Here is a 22,455-nt window from a genome sequence, read left to right on the forward strand (position 1 = left end):
ACAATCATGTTGATTGCCTATGATTCAACAACGCTGTCTAAGCCATCACCCGACAGCGGTGAGATCGATTCATCGATATGATCGGTAACCGAATTAGGCAAGGGTTTTTTCGCCCTCACGCCTAATTCCCGAAAGCGCTCTGCCTGCCCGACCAAATTGCCTCGACCACTGTATAGGCTTCGCCAGGCATCATCGTAGGTGGCCTGCGCAGTATTGAGTTGCAGGCCAAGCTTCTCCATTTTTTCAACGAAGACCCGTAACCGGTCATAAACCTTGCCCGCTTGTTCAGCCAGTAATTCCGTACTGCGGTTCTGCTTATCGACCTCCCACAGGCTCGCCACTGTCCGCAGAACGGGAAGTAATGTCGTTGGTGTGACGATGGCAATACGCCGTTCATAGGCCTGATTAAACAATTCGGGCTTTGCCTCCAACGCCATCAAGAATGCCGGTTCAATTGGCATAAACATAAAGACAAAATCCGGGGCGTTGAGGCCTTTAAGCTTCGGGTAATCCTTGTCGCTGAGGCTGTTAATATGATGTTCAATATTCGCCACATGCGATGACATCGCCTGCTGACGCTGAGCATCATCATCGGCGGAGAAATAACGGCTGTAATCGTTCAACGACACCTTGGAATCGATGATAATATGCTTACCGTCCGGCAGGTTGATAATGAAATCTGGGCGACGGTTTTGACTGTCTTGATCCTTAAAATTCGGCTCTCGTTGATACTCTATATCTCTACGCAAGCCGGCCTGTTGTAGCAGTAGCTCAGCATGCTGTTCGCCAAAATTCCCCTGTAGTTTTTTATCCCCCTTCAAGGCCTTGGTTAGATTCGCCGCCTCGTCGGTAATCTGTTGGTTAAGTTTGCGTAGATTATCAAGCTCATTTCGCAGCCCCGCCTGCCCTTGGATCTGTTCACCATGGACAGCATCGACACGCTTTCTAAAACTATCAAGCTGAGTTTTCAATGGCTCTAACAGCCCCCCCAAACCCTTGAGACTGGCATCATCAAACTGCTTAGACTTATCTTCGAAAATTCGTTGCGCCAGCTGATTAAATTCTTGCTTGAGCTGCTGCTTGTTTTCACTCATTAACGTTAATTGCTCACGGTGCTTCATTTCGCTCTGCTCGACAATTTCCTTTAAGCGAGCACTTTCAACTTGAGAGCGTGCTAAATTATTTTGGCTCTCTTCAGTTTTTCGCTCACTTATCTGTAAGCGCGTCTTCAGTTCCCCGAGTTGCTCAAGCTGTCCAGTATAACTGCCGAGCTTTTGTCCCTGTACCTGCAGTTTTTCCCACAGTTTCTCAGCCAGCTGTTTGTGATGCTCGGCCTCTGAAACCGACGACTGTAATTGTTGTTGAGCAATACCATAGTCCTTCTGCAAGGTATTGATTCTCTCATTCAATGCCGACAACAGTGTGCGGCGACTTAACAGCGGGTAAATCAAAGCACCAATCAACAAGACGCTTAATACCCCAATAATAATAAATAACTGTTGCTGTTCCATTGCTAACTCCCTGTCGACAAAAGCATGATGCCTTTAATCATTGAAACCACAACTAACGACTATATTTATCGCCCCAACCGCCGTCACTAAACGGTTACAACGACATTTGTGTTTTTTTATCAATCGATACGCTATATAGTCAAAATCATGTCGCATCAAAAAAATAATAGCGACACAAGAGTGGTGGCTTACAATTTTACCCAAAAGCTTGTTCCGTAACTACGGATTAGTGCATTAAAAAATAATAAAAATACAGGTATAAGGATATGGCATTACCCAGCAATTGGTCGGTTCAAAAACGGATATTCGCAATTGCAGCTCTTCCCGCTGCCATTGCATCGGTGCTTCCAGGGCAAGTCCATGCACAGTCCCCTGAAAATTTAGTCATTGAAGAAATTGTCGTTACCGCAAGAAAGCGAGTCGAAAACATTCAGGAAGTCCCCGTTGCTGTCACGGCATTTAGTGCTGAGAAACTCAATGAAGGCGGCATTACTAATATTGCTAACTTTGGCGACCGGGTGCCCAATGTTGAGCTTGAGAGTGGCAACGGCAGTACCGGTGATGCCAATGTCTATATTCGCGGCGTCGGTCAGCGTGAGACAAAGTCCAACCTCGATAGCGGCGTCGGCATCTATATCGACGGCGTTTATATCCCACGAGCATCAGGCGCCCTGTTAGACCTCAATGATGTTGAGAGCGTACAGGTTCTGCGTGGCCCCCAGGGGACCCTATTCGGTAAAAACACCACCGGTGGCGCGCTGGTAATCAGTACGCAAAAACCGGATGACCAACTCGGCGGTAAAGCCATGGTTCGTGCCGGCAACTATAATCGCTTAGACTTTCAGGGCACGGTCAATGCACCACTGTTAGAAGACAAGTTGCTATCACGGCTCACCTACGCCAGCACCAACCGTGACGGCACCACTCACAATGTCTATGACGGCCAAGATTATAATGATGAAAGCCGCGAGGCCGTACAGTTACAATTTCGCTGGTTGAACTCCAGCACTGTCACCACCGACTTTAATTTCAATTACACCAAGACCACGCAAAAATCACGTGGCGGTCCCTGCATCTACAGTGGCGAGGGCAATCCCCCGAGCCAAATCGAGCAATCACTCTTGCTGGTCAACAATGGCCTAACCACACCAGGCACCAGCCCCGACGGTCAGACTATGAATTTGAAGGCGGCCTGTAAATCCCAGAGTGGTGACAGCCTCGACCAATGGCAATTTGCCTCCGATGCATCCGGCGACTACAACACCGCCTCCTACGGCGCATCGGCGACTGTCGACTGGGAAATCAGTGACACCCTGTCATTCCGCAGTATTACCGCCTACCGCCACCTCGAGGAAAAGTCTCGCGATCAAGAATTAGACTTTACCTCACTGCCAGTGCTGTCCCGTCACAATACCGCGCCCACGACGAATAATTATATCAGTCAGGAATTTCAATTTATCGGCAGCTTATTTGACGATAAGGTCGAGTACGTGGCCGGTGCTTTTCTGTTCTCAGAAAAGGGTAAAGAGAATTACAACAGTAAAACCGGTGCCTCCTTCGGCAGCAACTATATTGAGCTAGACGCACAGGGTGGCTTCGCAGGTAACCCGGCAGCGACTGGCATCCCCGGTAGCACCCCTAACGCCACCGCCATGCTATTGTTGGATGCTGAGACACGGGTTGAAACAGAACACCTTGGCGGCGCACTTTTCAGTCAGGCAGACTGGTCAATATCAGAGCAGTGGACATTGACAGCTGGGCTTCGGTATACCTACGAAAAACGTAAACTGTCTCAGGTAAAATCTTCGCCGAATATCGATGACTTAGCAGTTTTACCGTTCTCCGTCGTCGATACCAGTGACTACAACAGCTCGCCGCTGACCAACACTATTTATGTCGACCAATCGGGCCGCGGCTTTGTCACCGAAGGCTATGGCTTCGGCACCGACCCCATCTATGCCGAAGATCAGGTGACGAATGACGCCTGGACGCCGATGGCCAGTATTCAATACGCCTTCAATGACTCACTGACTGATATGTTCGGCCTCGACGCCGCCAACACCTATCTTACGCTCAGCAAAGGGTTTCGGGCCGGCGGTTTAAACGACGGTTTAAACAACGACTTACAGTCATTTGATCCTGAAACAGTGATTAATACCGAATGGGGCTTGAAGGTCGATGCCCTCGATCGCCGTCTGCGTGCCAATATTGCCGTCTTTAGTATGTCCTACGAGGATATTCAGATGACCAGTATTCGCACTGGAGGCAGCGGCCGCCCCGCCCCCGTCACCGTGAATGCCGCCGAGGCAACCATGCAGGGTGTAGAGCTAGAAATCACAGCCATTCCATTCGATAACTTCGAGGTGGGCTACTCGGGCGCCCTCCTCAGTGGTGAATATGATGATTTCATGGATGTCGATGGCCAGGGCAATGTGATCGACCGCTCTGACGAAGACATGGTACGCGCGCCAGAATACAATCACTTCCTCAGCATGCAGTACTTCCTGCACACCTCGATAGGCACCATTGTGCCGCGAGCCGAGGTGCAGTTTAAGGGCGAGACTGACTACCACTTAACAGCCGAGGGCGCCGCCAGCGGTGACTGGGTGTCAGATACGGCAACGGTCTACAACGCTCGCCTCACTTGGACATCGACCAACGAGGAGTGGGAAGCCTCACTGTTTGGCCGCAACTTGGGTAATGAGTACTATATTACCGGCGGTACCGACGTGACCAATTTGCTCAACCTTGGCAACCTCACCTACGGCGACCCACGCACCTACGGTGGCGAGGTTCACTTTAGCTTTTAGGGCCTCAAAAGGCCGGTAATCAGCCCCTCAAACATCCCTGCCTCGGCGGGGATTTTTTATGATTGACCGCTAAATTTGGCAAAACCAAACGTTACCTTGTCACCATTATCTGCACAAACTGGTCAAAATAGCGCCAAAGGTAACAGTTTTTTTGACAGACTGATTAATTAGCAGAAAGTTCACTAATTACCTTTGCAATCGAAAAAAAGCGTTATATAGTCGATCGCAAGTCACCTAAGTAATTATACCTACGACATAAAAATAATAAGCCTACTAACAATAATAATAAGGCAAGACTAGGTAAAAGACTGAGGTTGGTGGCTCTGAGAGGCACCCTAGCTGGCAACTTAATTACCCACAGAAGGTAATGTGTTAGCAAAGGTAAACTAGGTAAAATAACAATAATAAATATTGCCTAGCCTCTCTATCGTTTTTTTCTCACAATAGAATAACTCCACGTACGACCTTCTCTAACGCATTCAATGACTGCGATCTCCGCATTACGGCGCCATCTAGTCGTGCTATCAGCTTATAACACATATCAGCTAAACCGTTAGTTAGGCAGCACACCAATACGCGAAAACGTTACCTTGTCACCTTGCAGCCAGTCTGCTGATGATAATAATCTACTAAAAGTAACAGCTTTCAGCACGGTCAACATAGATTGTAAAAAGTTCCACAATTAACTATGCAGCAGAAAAAAAGCGTTATATAGTCGATCGCAAGTTGCATAAGTATTTATACCTACAAAATAAAAATAACAAGCTCAACAATAACAATAATAAGAGCGAGTAAGGATAAGTCACTGACATATGCAACCTTGAGAGGCACCTTGGCCAATCACTAAATTATCCAAAGAGATAATGTGTTAACCAAGGTAAGCAGGTGCAAATAATAATAAAAATTACTTGGCCTCTCTACCGTTTTTACTCCACCAGTTCGACTTCGTGCACACCTTCTCTGGCATTAATGAATACATTACTGGCTGACACCACGAACAAAATGAAAAACGTCTTAATATCAGCATCAGTCAGCCGATACTCCTTATCGGCCTGAGGGGTCACCTCATCACTACTCCCTCCATATCGAAGTAGTTAGTTCACAAGCCACCTTAGCGACTAATCATAATCGAATAGTATCGGCAGATACGGTGTAAGATATGCCGAAGTAAGTCACAGCTCTATTGGTCCGCCACAAAAAAACCGCCAAGGCAGCAAGCCAGGGCGGTTTTTTGTGGGCGGCAACGGCGTTTAATCCGCCGGCGACGGAGGCAGGATGCCCACCTTGCGTTTTGCCGCCTGACGTAGCTTTTCAATAATCACGTAGTAGACGGGCACCAGTAGGGTACCGGCAATACCGGCCATCAACATGCCACCAAACACCGAGAGACCCAACGATTGCCGACTGGCCGCACCGGCACCCGTGGCGACAATCAGCGGCGCAACACCGAGGACAAATGAGAAGACCGTCATCAGTACTGCCCTGAAACGCAGCCTTGCTGCTGTCACCGCCGCCTCGATAATACTCAACCCTTCATTATCGTGTTGCTCTTTGGCAAATTCAACAATCAGTATCGCGTTCTTTGTCGCCAAGCCGATCAGCAATATCAAGCCTATCTGGGTATAGAGATTGATATCACCGTTGGCAATAAATACCGCTGCCAAGGCACCCAATATGGCCACTGGCACAGCCAGAATAACCGAGAACGGAATCGACCAACTTTCGTATTGGGCCACCAGGAACAGATAGACAAAGACTATCGCCAAGGCGAATAGGATAGGGGCTAGATTGCCCGCCTCGTTTTCCTGGTATGTCATCCCCGTCCATTCGAAACTATAACCCGCCGGCAAATGCTCCCGTGCGACTTTCTCCATCGCGGCAACAGCCTGCCCCGAGCTATAGCCCGGCGCCGCATTACCGTTAATGGTGGCGCTATTATATTGATTATAGCGGTCGAGTATCTGCGCCCCTAGAATAGGCGAGGTCGATAACATGGTACCCAGCGGCACCATATCGCCATCCTTGTTACGCACATAGAACCGATCGATATCCGAAGCCTCGCCCCTGAACTGCTGATCGGCCTGTATTTTTACCTGATAAACCTTGCCGTAATTGTTGTAATCGTTCACATAACTAGAGCCTAACTGCCCCTGCAGCGTTCCGAAGATATCACTCAGCGGTACGCCTTGGTTCTTCGCCTTTAAACGATCTATATCAACAAATAACTGCGGTACATCGGCACGAAAAATACTAAAAGCGGCACCGATTTCTGGTGCCTGGTTGGCCGCCATAATCAAACCACGCATGGTAGAGGCGACCTCTGGTGCGGGCCGTCCCATGGTGTCTTGTAGAACAAATTCAAAACCACCGGTTGCCCCTAACCCTGGCACCGCCGGTACTTCAAAGGCCATAACATTCGCCTTGGGGTATGCCCAAGCCTGTCTCCGCACCTGCTGCACAATGGCTGTCTGGTGTAACTCGGGGGTTTGTCGGTCCGCCCAGTTATCTAACACCACAATAATAAAGGCACCGTTAGGAGTTACCGCACCGTTAAGCATACTGAAACCAGGCACCGCCAAGACATTATCGACACCGTCGATGGTCTGTATCATTTCCGTCAGCTCTTCAACAACCAACTCGGTTCTAGGAAAAGCCGAGGCATCAGGCAACTGCACATCCATCATAAAATAGCCTTGATCCTCCGTCGGTATAAAACCGCTGGGCATCTTGGCAAAGCCCAAGGCAATAACGCCAAACAGCAACACCACAGACACCGCAACCATTAACAATCGTCGAACAAGAAAGCGAACCCAGCGTGTATAGCCCGAGGTTAAACGATCAAAACCTCGGTTGAAGGCTTTCAATACACCGGGGATCTTAGGCTTATTTTTTGAGAGTATTTGACTACAAAGCGCCGGGCTCAACGTCAGAGCATTCACCGATGAAATCAACACAGCCACCGACAGCGTCATCGCAAACTGCTCGTACATTTGACCGGTGATACCAGGCATTAAGGTCACCGGCACAAAGACCGCTAACAGCACCAAGGTTGTCGCCACAATAGGGCCGCTGACCTGCTGCATGGCTTTGATTGCTGCAGCTTTGGGCTCCAGCCCCTCGTCGTCCATTAAACGCTGTACGTTCTCAATAACCACGATCGCGTCATCCACCACCACGCCGATGGCCAGCACCAGCGCAAATAGCGTAATGGTATTGATCGACATGCCCATGGCCAACATAAAGGCATAGGTGCCGATCAGCGATACCGGAATAGCAATGGCAGGAATCAGCGTCGAGCGCCAGTCCTGCAGAAAGACGTAAACAACCAAGATGACCAACAGCACGGCAATGATCAGAGTTTCAATAACCTCGTCCATCGAGACAGTAATAAATTCAGTACTATCGTAGAGAATGTCGTAAGAGACCCCCTGTGGAAACGCCTTAGAAATCTCCGCCATCTCTTGATGAATACTCTGCGCCAAACCAACAGCGTTAGCATCGGGCTGCTGATAAATAGCCAGCTGCACCGATGGCTGATTATTAACCGTGCCGTAGGCACCGTAGGAGTTCGAGCCCTGCTCAATACGAGCAATATCACGCAGATAAACCACGCCACCACTGTCATCGGCACGAATCACAATAGAGCCAAAGTCCTCTTCAGACTTTAACCGCCCCTGCGCCTGAAGAGTGTATTCAAACTGCTGCGTTGCCAATGAGGGCGATGCCCCGACTTGACCAACAGCAACCTGAACGTTTTGCTCATTAATGGCCGCCTGCACATCCTGCAACGTCAGTTTAAGGCTGGTCATCTCATCAGGATGCAGCCATATACGCATTGAGTACTCTTGCTCACCCAGTATCTTGGCATCACTGACACCGTTTAAACGGGCTAGACGGTCACGAATATTAATTGCCGTATAGTTCGACAAGAACAATCCGTCAAACGAATCATCCGGGGAGGCTACACTGACTAATAGCAACATGCTGGTTGAGCGCTTCTCAACCGCCACCCCCAATCGCTTAACCTCTTCCGGCAGCTTTGGCATCGCCTGAGTCACACGGTTTTGCACCCGCACCTGCGCCATATCGGCATCGGTGCCGAGTTCAAAGGTCACCGTCAGGACATAGGATCCGTCGCCAGCAGACTTCGACGACATATAAATCATACCCTCGACCCCGTTGACCTTTGCCTCTAACGGTGTCGCTAATGCGTCTCGCACCACATCGGCACTTGCACCGGGGTAATTAGCCACCACCTGCACTGTCGGTGGGGTGATTTGCGGAAACTGTGCAACGGGTAAGATTTGATAACTGAGTAATCCTGCCAGGGTAATAATGACAGAGATAACATAGGCAAACTTCGGTCGGTTAATAAAAAACTGACTAATCATAATCGTCTCTTACTCTGCGGCTTTTTGTTGTAGCGCTTTCTGTTGCGCCTGCTCGAGTTGGCCACGATCAATAGCCTTGACCGGCTGGCCTGGCCTGACCTTCTGTAAGCCCTCGACAATCAGTATTTCACCACCACTTAAACCCTTGAGAACCACCCGATTAATACCGTCGACATCGCCGAGTTCAACACGCTGTGTCATGGCGTTAGATTCGGCATCCACCACCACCACGTAATGGCCCAACTGATCCTGCTGAATTGACTTCTGCGGCACAATCACCTGCTCCTGTGCCTGCTCTTCACGCACGTCGACACGGACATACTGACCGGGAATTAAGCGACCATCCGGGTTGGGAAAAACCGCACGAACATTAATGGTGCCAGTGCTGCGATCGACGCGGTTATCAACAAAATCAAAACGCCCCTCAAAACCATAGGTATCACCATTGGCCAGGCGAATACTCGGCACCAGTATCGCCTCAGCACTACCATCGAGACGCTGCTCTCGACCGCTCTGTTCCGTGCGCGCCATTAGGCGCTCATTGACGGGAAAGGTGACGTGCATTGGATCCTGCTGAACAATCGTCAGCAGTACATCATTAGAAGTCACCAGGTCACCGATACTCAACGCCTTCGAGCCGACAACACCATCAATCGGTGAGGAGATTTTGGTATAGCCCAAATTTAGCTCGGCTGTTTTTAACGCCGCCAGAGCCGATTCAACATTAGCCTTGGCACTGAGCGCCGATACTTTCAGGTTTTCAAATTCGGTATCGCTGATGGTTCCCTGTGGGTGCAATGTCTTACCGCGCTGATAATTCTTATTGGCATTGGCCTCTTCGGCACGCGCCTTCGCTAAATCGGCTTTAGCCCGAGACTCATCGGCAATATAGGGCTGATCATCAATTTCAAAAAGCAATGTGCCCTTCTCAACAAACTCACCCTCTTGAAAGTGAATCGATTCCAAATAACCCTGAATACGCGCGCGCAAATTAACATCCTGTACGGCAACGGTACGACCAACAAACTCCCAGGAGCTATTGACCGCGGCTTTGCCGACAGTCTCGACCGTCACCGCTGGTGGCGGCGGTGCCTGTTGCTCTCCACCCTTATCACCACAGGCGACTAGTGCTGCGGCAAACGACAGAAGAATAACGGGCTTGAACAGATTTTTTTTCAGCGATGATTGCATAAACAAATCCACTTGTTTCTCTTTGAAGGGCGCTTCACCATTAGTTAATTAACAGTGAAACTCGCCAATGGTTAAAAATTTTTCGAGCTTTACAGCAAAATCAAACTAATTTCTGGCACATAGGTAATTAACAACAGCGCCAGAATCAACACCGCCATAAAGGGCAGTGCCGCCTTGTACAGCTCGGTTATCGGTTTGCCAAATCGGTAACTGGCAATAAATAAATTCATCCCCACCGGTGGGGTAAAGTAGCCGATCTGCATATTGGCCAAGAAGATTATCCCCAAGTGCACCGGGTCAATACCGTAGGCGATAGCCACCGGTAGAATAATCGGCACCATAATCACAATCGCCGAGAATATATCTAATATAGCACCCAGCAACAATAAAAATATATTCAATAAAATCAAGAACGTATACTTGCTATCCACATGCGACTTGATAAATTCGAAGGCTCTGGTTGGCACCTCGGCGTCGATAAAGACGCCGGTCAAGGCCAGGGATACCGCCAAAATCAATATAATCCCGCCAACCATCGTCATCGATTGACGGATGATGCTGGGCAGTTGTTTAAGAGGAATTTCCTTGTAGAGAAACACTTCCACAACCAACACGTATAAGACGATGACTGCCGCGGTTTCTGACACCGCAAAAAAGCCACCGTAGATGCCACCTATGACAAACAGCGGCAGCGGAAGTTCCCACCGGGCCTGCCAAAAAGCGGCGCGAAGCTCTGCCCAATCAAAGGCCTGCATCTCAATAGGGGCTTCTTTATTGGCCCATAGGCTGTAGGCCGACAACAACACAATCATCAGCAGAGCTGGCAGAATACCGGCAACAAACAAATCTTGAATAGTAAACGACTGCTCTAAGTTCATCTGCTGGGCGATAATACCATACAGAATCAGCGGCAGTGACGGTGCCAACAACAATCCCAGGCTACCGGAAGTGGTGACCAGGCCGAGGCTAAAGCGCTCACCATAACCGACTTGTTTAAGGGCTGGATAAAGCAGCGCACCGACGGCGACAATGGTGACGCCACTGGCACCGGTAAAGGCGGTGAATAACGCACAGGTAATAAAGGCAATAATCGACAGGCCGCCGGGTAACCAGCCAAACATCGCCTGGGTAAGGCGCACCATTCGCTCGGAGGTTTTGCTCTCGGCCATTAAATATCCCGCCAAGGTAAACAGCGGCAGCGCCAGTAACAATGGCGTCTCGCTGATCCGATATAACTCAATGCCGATAACCGTCAGCGGCACATCGGCGATATGGAAACCGACAATAGAAGCCCCTAAAATAACAGCAAAGATCGGTGCCCCGGCCAGCGCCATGAGTAGAATGCCAAGAAATAAAATCGATGTGGTCATTGCGCCACCTCGAGCTTATCCCACCAGAACATTGCCATTACAAACTGTAGGGTGAATCGCCAGCCAATCACCGCCAAACCAAAGGGAATAATTGCCTCGCATAGCCAGGCAGGCACGCTGGCAAAAGCGGCGTAACTGTACTCATACTCCAGCAACACAAACTCACCGCTGTACCAGGCGCCGATATAGCAAATAACGGCGGTAGAAGCCGAGGCCAGCATCGCCAGCACGCGCTTGCCACGTTTGGAGGCATAAATTTTTAACACGTCGATGGCGATATGGTTACGCTCACGGGTGGCAATCATGGCGCCAATCATGGCCAACCATAGCACCATCACTCGCAACGCATTGTCGGCCCAAGAAATACCGCTGTCGTGGAAGTTTCGCAGCCAAATTTGGCTGATGGCCAAACCAATCATGGCCAACACCATCGCCACCAGCACGCTGTCTTCCAGCCGGTGGATTATTTTTATCACTGTCGGCATAGACGCCATCATTCCATTTTTAAACGATTATTATTCAATCTTACTGCGCGGCAACCGAAGAGCGATATTGCTCAAGGTGACGATCGACTTCATCGGCAACCTGTTGCGACATCACCCCCTGCTGCACAATGGTTTTCTCGGCATCCTCAGCCAGCTGGTACCAACGCACACGCTCTTCGTCGGTCAAAGCAACAACCTTGACACCCTGCTGCTGCAAGGCATCGTAAGCGGCAATATTATCTTTGCGGTTCTGTGCATCGATGCGCTTAAAAGCTGCTGTCATCACCTCGGTAACAATGGCTTGATCGCCGGCATTCAAGCGATTGAACGAGCGATTATCAATGGCCATGACTGCATAAAAGTAAAGCATGGGCACATCTGTCATGGTTTTCACCTGAGTGTGCCACTGCAGGGCAATAGCACCAATGGGAGAGGTGGCCACGGTATCCACTAGACCGGTCTGCAAACCCGCCAATACATCAGCTAACTGCAGAGGAATAGGTGAGACGCCGAAGGCATCGGTGGCACGCTGAGCGCCTTTGTCATCATTTGGAATCCACACCTTACCGGCACGTAATGCTTCGACACTGTCGATGGTTTTCTTCGACATGGTATAGGCGAGGCCGCCCTCAGCCAGGCCAAAGGTGGTAAATCCACCGGCCTTGATATCGGCGCCAACCTGCTCGTCCATCTGGGCACGAACATAGTCAACCTCCTCAAATGAACGGAACTTCAGTGGTAGGTTATAAGCCTGTGAATCCGGCGCCACAGCGGCAAAACTTCCACCTGTCATTGCGCCACCTTGCAGCTGACCGATGCGAATTTTACGCATCACCGCCTCATCACTGCCCATTACACCGCCGGGGTAAAACTTGAATTTCACCCGGCCATCGGTTTGTGTTTTGATTTCTTTTGCCGCCTGACGCATCTCTTTCATCCAGGCCGAGCCATCGGGCGAGAGAGTTGCTATTTTAAACTCCGCCGCCTGTGTCGAGGAAACAAAGGCAATTGCCGCGGCACTTACCACGGCAGTTTTAATCCACTTAAACCACATAGTTTTCTATCCTATCTACATTCCAAATTTGATTGAGTCGGCCGCTGCTTACAGACGAAATCTACGATGAACGCCAAACCCTATATTAAGCCCCAACCCGGTTAAAAATAATCCGCCTCTGAGGCCAGCAACTCCTGCGCCATATTTTGCGCCACGGTATTGACCAATATTAGCCCATCTACATTGGGATCGGCGGCCAACGCCTCGGTCAGCAGCTGATGATGTAACTCTTGATCAAACATCAAACGGGCATACATCTGAGCGTAAACCACCTTGGCCATCAGGTTCTCACCGTTGCTGAGCTCTATCGCTTGCTCAAAATACGCCTTGGCCTCATCGGGCTTGCCACCCAGAGCTGGCGGCAACAACGAGGCAATACCGCCGAGATAAAGCTGGGCATTGCCGTAGTCATAACCGGCATCGAGTTCAACAACACGCTCGAGTACGGCCTTGGCTCGCGGCAATTGAGCGACGGCATTCCAGTCATTGGTATTGACCTGCAGCCAACCCAGCCAGCTGACACCCAGGGTGTACAGATAGGCAATATCGCCCTCGTCGGCCTGATCAAGGGCCAGCTCTAACTGATCGAAGGGCTGATCCAGCACCTCGCAGTAGCGTTTGTCATGTGCACAAGCTGCTCTGAAGGCGTAATTGCGCCCCTTGTCAGACAGCCTTTTCTTGCGCTCTGGGTCGGTGACGAAGTTGGCCGCCATGGCATCATTCAGCGAGGCACCTGTGCGCAGTAGGCCGGCGCTATCCGGGCTGCCCTCGATAAAGCCGTCAACCATAATAATAAACGTCGGCATCGCTGTGGCGACAGTTTCAAGATCATTGTTGTTATAAACAGCAGACGACAGATCGTCAGCCATTTGCGCAGTTTTTGACTCGATCAGCGAGGCACAGCCAGAGACAGCCAATACAGTAGCCACTACGGTAAGACGGCGGAGTTGCTGCAGCAATTGCATGAAAATAACCTTTAATATGTTTAAAAATTAAGCAGATAACCGCTCATTATACATCATGTTAACAATCGCTGTCCGCTCACAGTAATACGGGTGTTTACATAGGCGAAGGGGGTATTCACCTACATTACCAATTGTTATAGCAAAAAAGTCCCTTAACGCGGCTCAATCTTCGCTGCGCTGGGCCGCGGCTAAATCGTTTTCACACCGCTTCAGGCGGTAGCTCAAATCAGCAATCTGCTGCGCCTGCTCACTGTTTTGTTCGCTCAGTGCTTTTTGCTGCTCATCCTGCTGAGCCAGTAACTCAGAGGCCTTGTAGAGTTCAACCTGGTAATGTTTTCGGGTCCAGACGAAGACAAAAAATCCCGACATTACCGAGACCAAAAGCGCCACTGCAATCATTGCCATTATGGTAATTCCTGTTTAAAAAATAGTCGCTTAAAGGCAACCTATTGTTTCGCTTATGTGGACATTGATTCATCGCCCGACGATTTATTACCGGCTACAATAACGCCGCCTTAACCACAATACGAGACTAATAATGAAAAAAATACTCCTCGCCCTATTAGTAGCCGTCGCAATCGCTGTTATTGCCGTGTTGCTGTGGCTACAACCCGAGCAGCCACCGGCTAAACAGGTGTTTATCAATGGTAACGTACTGACCATGGATAAGGACAATCGTATTGTCAGCGCCGTCGCCGTCAGCGGCGACACTATTACCGCCACCGGCAGTGATGAGGAGATCAAGGCGCTGATCGACAGCAACACCGTGGTAAACGATTTACAAGGCAAAACGCTGCTGCCCGGCTTTATCGATGCCCACGGCCACTTCCCAGGCTCCGGCATGAAGGTATTTGGCGTCGATGTTAACAGCCCGCCGATAGGCAACACCGAGAACATGAACCAATTACTGGCTGCCATCGAAGGCCAGGCCAACAAAACCGCCGAGGGCGAGTGGGTAATGGCCGTTGGCTATGACGACACCATGCTGGCTGAACAGCGCCACCCTACTATTCAAGAGCTGGACGCTATCTCCACCACCAAACCCATCTTCGTCTGGCACATCTCTGGTCACATGGCCGTGGTAAATCGCAAAGCATTGGAGCTGACCGGTATTACCGAGGACAGCGTCGACCCCGATGGCGGTCACTACAGCCGCGACAGCGAGGGCAAACTAAACGGCTTGATTGAAGAAAATGCCGTCACCCCGATCCAAATGTTGGCCATGGATTTCTCGGCGCTGCAGTTTTTTGAGATGATTAAAGACGCCAACAAGGACTATCTTGCTGTCGGTGTCACCACCGCTCAGAGCGGCGCCATCGAGAAACAGATGGCCCAGGGTATGGCCATGGCCTCAATGCTAAAACTGACACCGATGCGACTCGAACTGTGGCCGATGAGCGACAGCTACGGCAAGGATATTTTGAGTGGCAAGGAAAACCCCGCCGAGCTGAGCAAAGGCAAGATCAACATCGGCGCCGTTAAGTTATTTTCCGATGGCTCTATTCAAGGCTATACCGGTTACCTCAGCAGCCACTACCACACCCCGTATCACGGCGATGAAGAGTACCGCGGCTATATGCGTAGCAGTTACCAAAGCCTTGAAGACGATGTCGTCGCCTTCCACAAGGCCGGCCTGCAAATGGCGATTCATGCCAACGGTGACGGCGCCATCGACGAGGTCATCAAGGCCTTTACCGTTGCTCAAGAGCAACACCCGGTCGACGATCCGCGGTTGATTTTAATCCACTCGCAGATGGCCAGAGACGATCAGTTATTGCAGATGAAGCAGCTCGGTATTACCCCCAGCTTCTTCTCCGCCCATGTTTACTACTGGGGTGATCGACACCGCGATATCTTTATCGGCCCCGAGCGCGCCGCCCGTATCAGCCCGGCCAAAAGCGCCGAGGCTATCGACCTCACCTACAGCCTCCATCTCGACACCCCGGTGGTACCGATGCAGCCGCTGATGGCCGTGTGGACCAGCGTCAACCGCATCACCGCCAAGGGCGAGGAGTTGGGGCCCGAGCAGCGCGTCAGCGTGATGACGGCGCTGCGAGCAGTGACTATCGACGCCGCCTGGCAGATCTTTCAAGAGGATAATCGTGGCTCGATCGAGGCCGGCAAGCTGGCCGACCTGGTGATTCTTGAGCGCGACCCGCTGCAATACCCGATGGATATTAACAATATCCGCGTCGAGCAAACCATTATCGGTGGCGTCGAGCAGCTTTAACGCTTACCACCGACGATAACTGCGCCGCGTCTTTGATGCCGCGCAGTTATCCCTAGCTGTTAAGCCACGCATTCCCCTACGCTGTTTTTTCACTTAGACTAAGTCGATCGATTGTTACTTCTTATTGCCGCCGCAATTTTTGACCAGCCAACTGGAAAGCCGCTATGTTCATCAAGCCTTTTTATACCGCGATTACTGCCCTACTGTTCACCGTCATCATCGCCGGTTGCTCGTCGCCGACCCAGTATGACTATAACGATGCCATCGACTTCAGCGGCTTCCACAGCTTCAGCCAGCAGAGCGTCAATAACGACCACCCACTGCTGCAACAGCGTGTCGATGCCGCGCTAACCACGCAGCTGAGCGCCAAGCAGCTGACACCGGCGGCGGCAGATGCTGCCGATATCGATGTGCGCTATACCATTGCCACCCAGACCAAACAAAACAAGTCCTCGGTTAGCATTGGCCTGGGCAGCTTCGGTAGCAGCGGCGGTGTCGGCGGCAGTGTCGCCATCCCGGTCAACAGCGAAGGCCCGAAAGTCGTCGCCATCCAACTCGACATCTACCAGCGCAGCACCGACAAGTTAATCTGGCGCAGCAGCGAGAAATACAACGATGACGGCGGCGACAATGCCGACAAACGCACGGCACAAATCAACGACACCATCGCTAAGATGTTAGCCAATTACCCGCCGCAGCAGCAGTAAATTCAGACATAAAAAAACCGGCCTAGGCCGGTTTTTTTATATTCTAACGAAACAGCTATTGTTACTGTTCGCCAGCATTTGGTAAATCACGGAACAGTTTATTAATACCGGTCTGGACACTCGACTCAACGGCTTTTAGAGAAGGGGAATTATCTTCCACCAATTTCTTTGCCACGCCTTCCCATACCATGCGCTTGGTGCTGTTATCGAGTACCGAGAATACGATGCCTTTGATTTGGAAATCGGTCATCACCGGGTGATTGTAAAACTGGCTGTTAACCGCATTGTAATCGGCCGAGGTTAAGTGGGCCGTCTCCATATAGTCGCGCGGTGAGGCCAGGCCATCTTCGCTAATAAACGACTCTTCACCAAAGCGGTAATCGAGGCTGATGTCAGCATTTTCGGCGGCATAAACATAGCCCTTTTCTTGCAGTTTCTTATCGACAGCCGCACGAATCCAATGATCGAAATCGATGGTTCGCTGCTCAACCCCCTCCTTTGGCACCATTGCCTCTGAGCGCCAGTTATAGCTCTGCCAATCGCCAATGACTGCCTTGCTGTGGGTGTAACTCTTGGTCTTAACACCACTGCAAGCACTGATGGCCACTACGGCTATCAACACTGAAGTTGCCAACAATAATCGTTGTACGCTCTTCATCTTCATCCCCTAGGTTTTTTCTGAACATCTTATAATTTTAGTATAACACGCCGACTCAGCGAGTCGGCAACGATGATTTAGCCACCGACAATAAAGCCGTTGAGATCCTGATCCCGCAGGGCACGGTTTAACAGCTCAGAGAACAAATCATCAACCAAGGCCTGATTTTTTTCATTGTTAGGCACCTGTGGCATTTTATGGGTTTGCTTTACCGAGTAACGAAAACTGCGCTTTTCGCCGCCCCGCTCAGCCACCACGGATAGCTGACCAGCGTAGCTGATCTCGGGTAACACACTGCGCTCAGGTGTCGAGATGGCAAAGCTGGACAGTACCACGGTAATCGCCGTCGGTGCCGAGGGCTGAATAGTGATCACACCGCTGTCGATCAAACCCTGTTGATATTGGTCGGCCAACTGCTGGGCAAAACCTTTATTGGTGGTTAATAGACTGGTCTCGGCATAGGTACCGCCACGGGAGCCAACCGTCATACTGGCACGGTCATCCCGCGCCTGTACCGATATCACGGCCAAACCCGAACGAATATTGGCCGGGGTCAACTCACCATTAAAACTCAATTGCTGGGGGCTTTGAGCGCAACCCGCCAACACCACTATCAACGTCATCAATACCGCACGAACCATTACCACTACCCTCTTGAAAGTAAGTCTCTAAGATCAATTATTGCCGCATTGGCGCGGGACACATAGGAGGCCATGACCAACGAGTGGTTAGCCACCAAACCGAAACCACTGCCGTTTAGAATTATCGGGCTATAGATGGTGCCCTGGGTCTCTTCTAATTCACGGATAATCTGACGCAGGCTGATCAGGGCATTTTTCTTTTGTAACACCCCGGCGAAATCTTTCTCCACCGCCTTTAAAAAGTGAATCAGGGCCCAGCTAGAACCGCGAGCCTCATAGAAGATATCGTCGATTTCGAACCACGAGGTCTTCACCTCCATCATTTGATCGGCGCCAGTCGCCTGGGTTGCGGCGCTGTCACCGGCCAGATCGGTATTGATGCGCGCCTGACCAACACTGGCACTTAAACGCTGTGACAAACTGCCCAGACGGCTCGATACCATGCCTAAGTACATGTGCAGATTATCGGCACGGGCGTAGAACTGCGCCTGCTTGTTTTGCTCATCGGTTAACCGTACTAGGTAGCTTTCAACCAGCTTCATGCCGTCGCGATACTCCGACTCACTGGCCGGCAAGACCCAACTGTTAGCCTGGAAATTAAAGCGGGGCTCGGCCATTGATAACTCTTCATCCTCACGGGATTGAGACTGTGAGCGGCTGTAATACTCACGCATCGCCCGCGATAAGTCGCGCACCTGAATCAACGCACCGTATTCCCAGTTAGGCATATTATCCAGCAGCACGCCGGGCGGCAGTCTGTCGTTGTGGGTATAGCCGCCGGGCTTGTCGAGCAGCGTCTCCATCACCTGCAGCAATGCTGAGGTTGTCGCCACCCCCACCACTTCACGACTTTCAATACCGACACGCTGCGTACTTTGCTCAATGCTAAAGAGGTCGGGTTCGCGACTCCAGTACCAGCCCATTGCGGCCAGCAAGACAATAATGACTAACAGTACCATGGCCAGCATTTTGAATGCCCTGCCGCCACCGAACCAATCCTGTAACTCTTCTCGCCAGCTATTGAGTTGCTGCGCCACCTTACCCGTTGCCATATTACGTCCAAATCTCATTCAATTATTCAATCTGTTGTTCAATATTAGCGGTGTTTAATCGACACCACCGGTAAATCTATCTGCTGAGCACTGCCATCGGAGAACTGCAGCGACATTTCAACATTTTCTCCGGCGCGAAGCGATGAGGTAACACCAATAAACATCACATGATATCCGCCGGGGGAAAACTCAAACTGCTCTCCGGCTGGAATAACCACCCGCTCAACTTGCTCCATACGCATGTTGTTCTGCTGATGAATATGCTGATGAAGTTCTACCCGTTCGGCCGCATTGCTATTGATTGACACCAGTACCTTGTCGGCGTCGCCACTGTTGGCCAGCGACATAAACGCCGCGCTGTTGACCTGTCCGGGAATGACTTCGCGCACATAGGCCTCGGAGACATCAATAGACCCGGCCATCACTGTTGTCGACATAAGCGATAAACCTAATGCCACCCCCATGATCGCCCTGGCAAAACCCATGGTGGAGAAAATATATCTCATGATGCAACTCCTCTTGTATTTTTTATGCCCCATCATCGCCTGTTTTACGGTTGGCAACAAGGGAGGTGGCGTCCGGAAAAAATCATCGACGAGATGTTTATTCTGGCTCAGCTGGCGGGGTGTCTGGCGCCGATGTCGTTGCGGTGTCTGTTCTGTCCACCTCTGCCAGCAGCGGCTGATCTAACAATACCACTCTGGGTAACTTACCCACCTCGATATTGGCACGGAAACGATAGCCCTCGGCCTTGGCCTTTAACTGCTGATATATCCAGCGGCCTTGGGCATCGTTTCTGGCGACTATTAGTAGCCGTGACTGCCATTGGCTGGCCAGCTGCGATATTGCATCGAGCTGGGCATCGACGGCGCTATTCTTCGCTGCTAAATCGCCGCTGTCGAGCAGGTATTCATTGTATTGGCTGTCGGCCATCGGCGCCTTGACCGCTCCATCGTCGACACTCTTATTACTATTATTGACCGTGGCTGGCGGGCTGTACTGTTTGATATAGGCAGCCATGGCGCGGGCGCCGGCATAGTTCGGGTCTATTTTCTGCGACTGGTAAACATAATCCTGTGCCGAGCGGACATTGCCGCGATCAAAGGCCTCTTTCGCCAGGGTGAGATAACGACGACTAATGTGCTTAATCCCCGCCTTGGCGGCGAGATTGTTCGGCTCAATATCGAGAATCTGACGGTAACGGTCATAGGCGTTGTCGCCCTTGGGTTTCATCAGCCGATTACGCTCGAAGGCCTGATCGGCCTCCATTAACATAAAGGCCACCCACTTGCGCTGGCGCTCCGCACTCTGCTGCTGCAGCTCGGCCTTGCTGGGCTGTAATTTGATCGGCACTGACGGCTGCGGTTTTTCCGGGGCGGCGCCACAGGCGGCCAAAAAAACAACCATCAACGCCACCAATAAATGACGGTGTCCTGCCAACTCGCCCGCTCTGTTCAATGCCTGTGCAGCCATCATTCTCTCTGTTATTCCTCAACTAATGCCTGACGCATAATCGCATCGACAAGACTTCGCTAACTTTCGGCGTTAGTATACATCACTCTTATCGGCATATTTGTTGGTATTATCACAGACCTTGGGGAATGTTTTACCATTCTGCTGGTCGAATACTGCAGTGCCGATTAATCACAAGGATATCCGACAATGCCCCGCCAGTGTTTTTCTTTCATTTTACTCACGCTGCTGACCTTGATCTCGCCGTTGGCAACCAGCCAAAGCGACCCCTTTGCCAACAGCTCGACCTCTGGCGATAGTTTTTTAACGGTCGATCAGGCCTATCAAACCGATGTCAGCGTCATCAACGAGCAACTCACCCGCATTCACTGGCAGATCACCGACGGCTACTACCTCTATCGCCACGCCTTCAAAGTTAAAATCAACGGCGACAATATTACCGATGCCGTTACCATTCCTGAGGGACTGGCCAAACAGGATGAATACTTCGGCGATGTAAACGTCTATTACCAACAGGCTGAGATCGACATCACCTCGCAACCAGCATCCGCCTATGACTTGAGCGTCACCTATCAAGGCTGTGCCGATGCCGGCCTGTGCTACCCGCCAGAAACCATCCACTATCGCGTCGACCCCAGCACCGGCAGTGTCGCCCTGGCCGATAGCAGCGGCGGCAACACCTCAGCCGTCACGGCAATCCCAGTCGCCCCCGCCATTGCCAACGATGGCAACAGTTCGATCTTCGTCATCATCATTTTCGCCCTGCTCGGCGGTATGATTCTCAACCTCATGCCCTGCGTGCTACCGGTACTATCACTGAAAGCGCTGGCAATGAACAACCAGGATATCGAGCACTCCCGCCAGCAAAGCTGGGCCTATACCGCCGGCGTTGTTATCAGCTTTGTTGCCATCGCCCTGCTGTTAATTATCTTACGCTCACTCGGCGAGGCGATTGGCTGGGGCTTTCAATTGCAGACGCCCTGGTTTGTGGCACTGCTGGCGTACCTCTTTTTATTCCTCGGCCTGGCCATGGCCGGCTATACCGAATTGGGCAGTTCACTGATGGGCGCCGGCCAGTCATTAACCCAGGGCAACAGCCGCCAGAGTTCATTCTTTACCGGCGTCTTGGCCACCGTGGTCGCCAGCCCTTGCACCGCACCTTTTATGGGGGCTGCCACCGGTTACGCGCTGACCCAATCAACACCCGTCGCCATTATCGTCTTCGCCAGCCTCGGCTTGGGCATGGCCTTGCCGATGCTATTGATTAGCTATATTCCCAGCCTCCACGACAAACTGCCCAAGCCCGGCGCCTGGATGATCCGTTTCAAGGAGTTTTTAGCCTTTCCTTTATATGCCACCGCATTGTGGTTGCTATGGGTGGTCGGCCGTCAAACCGGTATCGACGGCGCAATCACGGTACTCGGCGGTGGTATTCTCATCGCCTACGCACTGTGGGCATGGCGCGGTAAGAGCAAGGCCAGAGTCACCGCCATCGTCGCGCTGTTAGCCGCCTTCTACCCGCTGGCGAATAACCAGTTGCAGCCCCTAAGCCAGCAGAATAGCGTCGCCGACAGCGAGTACCAAGTCTTTAGCGAATCATATTTGGCCGAGCTACAGCAGCAGGGTAAACCGGTTTTTATCAATTTTACCGCCGACTGGTGTATCACCTGTTTGGCCAATGAAAAGACCGCGCTTAGCACCGAGAGAGTACAGGGGTTCTTCAAGCAGCAGGGCATCGTGGCACTGAAGGGCGATTGGACCAATTACAATCCCGAGATTACCGCCACACTGGCCAAGCATGGTCGTGGCGGCGTGCCGCTCTATCTTTTTTACCCAGCCGACAGTCAACAGCCTATTATTCTGCCGCAGTTGCTTACCGCCGATATCATCGAAGATCAAATAATGGATTCACTGTAA

17 protein-coding genes are annotated in these 22,455 nt (G+C 51.2%); 4 read left to right on the plus strand and 13 right to left on the minus strand.

What is annotated here, in order from left to right:
* Positions 1–17: 17 nt before the first annotated feature.
* A complete protein-coding gene (locus L9P87_RS07675) occupies positions 18–1,511 on the minus strand; it encodes a DNA recombination protein RmuC (RefSeq protein WP_237444087.1) in 1,494 nt (497 codons plus the stop codon).
* Between the two features lie 266 nt (positions 1,512–1,777).
* Here L9P87_RS07675 and L9P87_RS07680 point away from each other — a divergent pair, with 266 nt between their 5' ends.
* Entirely contained in the window at positions 1,778–4,321 is a 2,544-nt protein-coding gene (locus L9P87_RS07680; protein WP_237444088.1) for a TonB-dependent receptor, read from the plus strand.
* A gap of 1,250 nt (positions 4,322–5,571) precedes the next feature.
* Here L9P87_RS07680 and L9P87_RS07685 read toward each other — a convergent pair.
* From L9P87_RS07685 to L9P87_RS07715, 7 genes are all read right to left on the minus strand, one after another.
* A complete protein-coding gene (locus tag L9P87_RS07685) occupies positions 5,572–8,712 on the minus strand; it encodes an efflux RND transporter permease subunit (RefSeq protein ID WP_237444089.1) in 3,141 nt (1,046 codons plus the stop codon).
* Between the two features lie 9 nt (positions 8,713–8,721).
* Positions 8,722–9,915 carry an efflux RND transporter periplasmic adaptor subunit gene (locus tag L9P87_RS07690; RefSeq protein WP_237444090.1) on the minus strand — a complete coding sequence of 398 codons (1,194 nt, stop codon included), beginning with the start codon at positions 9,913–9,915 and terminating at the stop codon, positions 8,722–8,724.
* A gap of 77 nt (positions 9,916–9,992) precedes the next feature.
* Positions 9,993–11,273 carry a TRAP transporter large permease gene (locus tag L9P87_RS07695; RefSeq protein ID WP_237444091.1) on the minus strand — a complete coding sequence of 427 codons (1,281 nt, stop codon included), beginning with the start codon at positions 11,271–11,273 and terminating at the stop codon, positions 9,993–9,995.
* The gene (locus L9P87_RS07700; RefSeq protein ID WP_237444092.1) at positions 11,270–11,758 is read right to left on the minus strand and encodes a TRAP transporter small permease; all 489 of its coding nucleotides are present in this window, start codon (positions 11,756–11,758) and stop codon (positions 11,270–11,272) included. Before L9P87_RS07700 ends, L9P87_RS07695 begins: the two co-directional genes overlap by 4 nt.
* 40 nt (positions 11,759–11,798) lie before the next feature.
* Entirely contained in the window at positions 11,799–12,812 is a 1,014-nt protein-coding gene (locus tag L9P87_RS07705; RefSeq protein WP_237444093.1) for a TRAP transporter substrate-binding protein, read from the minus strand.
* 101 nt (positions 12,813–12,913) lie between these two features.
* The gene (locus tag L9P87_RS07710; RefSeq protein ID WP_237444094.1) at positions 12,914–13,777 is read right to left on the minus strand and encodes a TRAP transporter TatT component family protein; all 864 of its coding nucleotides are present in this window, start codon (positions 13,775–13,777) and stop codon (positions 12,914–12,916) included.
* Between the two features lie 162 nt (positions 13,778–13,939).
* Entirely contained in the window at positions 13,940–14,182 is a 243-nt protein-coding gene (locus L9P87_RS07715) for a hypothetical protein (RefSeq protein WP_237444095.1), read from the minus strand.
* 133 nt (positions 14,183–14,315) lie between these two features.
* Here L9P87_RS07715 and L9P87_RS07720 point away from each other — a divergent pair, with 133 nt between their 5' ends.
* Together L9P87_RS07720 and L9P87_RS07725 are read left to right on the plus strand one after the other, a co-directional pair.
* Positions 14,316–16,007 carry an amidohydrolase gene (locus L9P87_RS07720; protein WP_237444096.1) on the plus strand — a complete coding sequence of 564 codons (1,692 nt, stop codon included), beginning with the start codon at positions 14,316–14,318 and terminating at the stop codon, positions 16,005–16,007.
* Between the two features lie 164 nt (positions 16,008–16,171).
* Positions 16,172–16,714, plus strand: a complete 543-nt coding sequence (locus L9P87_RS07725; protein ID WP_237444097.1) for a DUF4136 domain-containing protein — start codon at positions 16,172–16,174, stop codon at positions 16,712–16,714.
* Positions 16,715–16,775: 61 nt separating this feature from the next.
* Here the strand turns inward: L9P87_RS07725 and L9P87_RS07730 are convergent, their stop codons facing one another.
* The 5 genes from L9P87_RS07730 to L9P87_RS07750 all read right to left on the minus strand — a co-directional run bounded on the left by L9P87_RS07730 (position 16,776) and on the right by L9P87_RS07750 (position 20,541).
* Positions 16,776–17,372, minus strand: a complete 597-nt coding sequence (locus tag L9P87_RS07730; RefSeq protein ID WP_237444098.1) for a DUF4136 domain-containing protein — start codon at positions 17,370–17,372, stop codon at positions 16,776–16,778.
* A 77-nt stretch (positions 17,373–17,449) separates the two neighbouring features.
* Positions 17,450–18,013: a YajG family lipoprotein gene (locus L9P87_RS07735; RefSeq protein WP_237444099.1), complete on the minus strand. Its 564-nt coding sequence runs from the start codon at positions 18,011–18,013 to the stop codon at positions 17,450–17,452.
* A gap of 5 nt (positions 18,014–18,018) precedes the next feature.
* Entirely contained in the window at positions 18,019–19,083 is a 1,065-nt protein-coding gene (locus tag L9P87_RS07740; protein ID WP_237444100.1) for a DUF2333 family protein, read from the minus strand.
* A 26-nt stretch (positions 19,084–19,109) separates the two neighbouring features.
* Positions 19,110–19,571 (minus strand): copper chaperone PCu(A)C, encoded by a 462-nt coding sequence (locus tag L9P87_RS07745; RefSeq protein ID WP_237444101.1) that lies wholly within the window; start codon positions 19,569–19,571, stop codon positions 19,110–19,112.
* 97 nt (positions 19,572–19,668) lie between these two features.
* The gene (locus L9P87_RS07750) at positions 19,669–20,541 is read right to left on the minus strand and encodes a hypothetical protein (protein WP_237444102.1); all 873 of its coding nucleotides are present in this window, start codon (positions 20,539–20,541) and stop codon (positions 19,669–19,671) included.
* A gap of 186 nt (positions 20,542–20,727) precedes the next feature.
* Between L9P87_RS07750 and L9P87_RS07755 the strand changes: the two genes are divergently transcribed.
* Positions 20,728–22,455 carry a protein-disulfide reductase DsbD family protein gene (locus L9P87_RS07755; protein ID WP_237444103.1) on the plus strand — a complete coding sequence of 576 codons (1,728 nt, stop codon included), beginning with the start codon at positions 20,728–20,730 and terminating at the stop codon, positions 22,453–22,455.

It is taken from the genome of Sinobacterium norvegicum, from assembly GCF_923077115.1.
In the GTDB taxonomy this organism is placed as follows: Bacteria; Pseudomonadota; Gammaproteobacteria; order Pseudomonadales; family Sinobacteriaceae; genus Sinobacterium; species Sinobacterium norvegicum.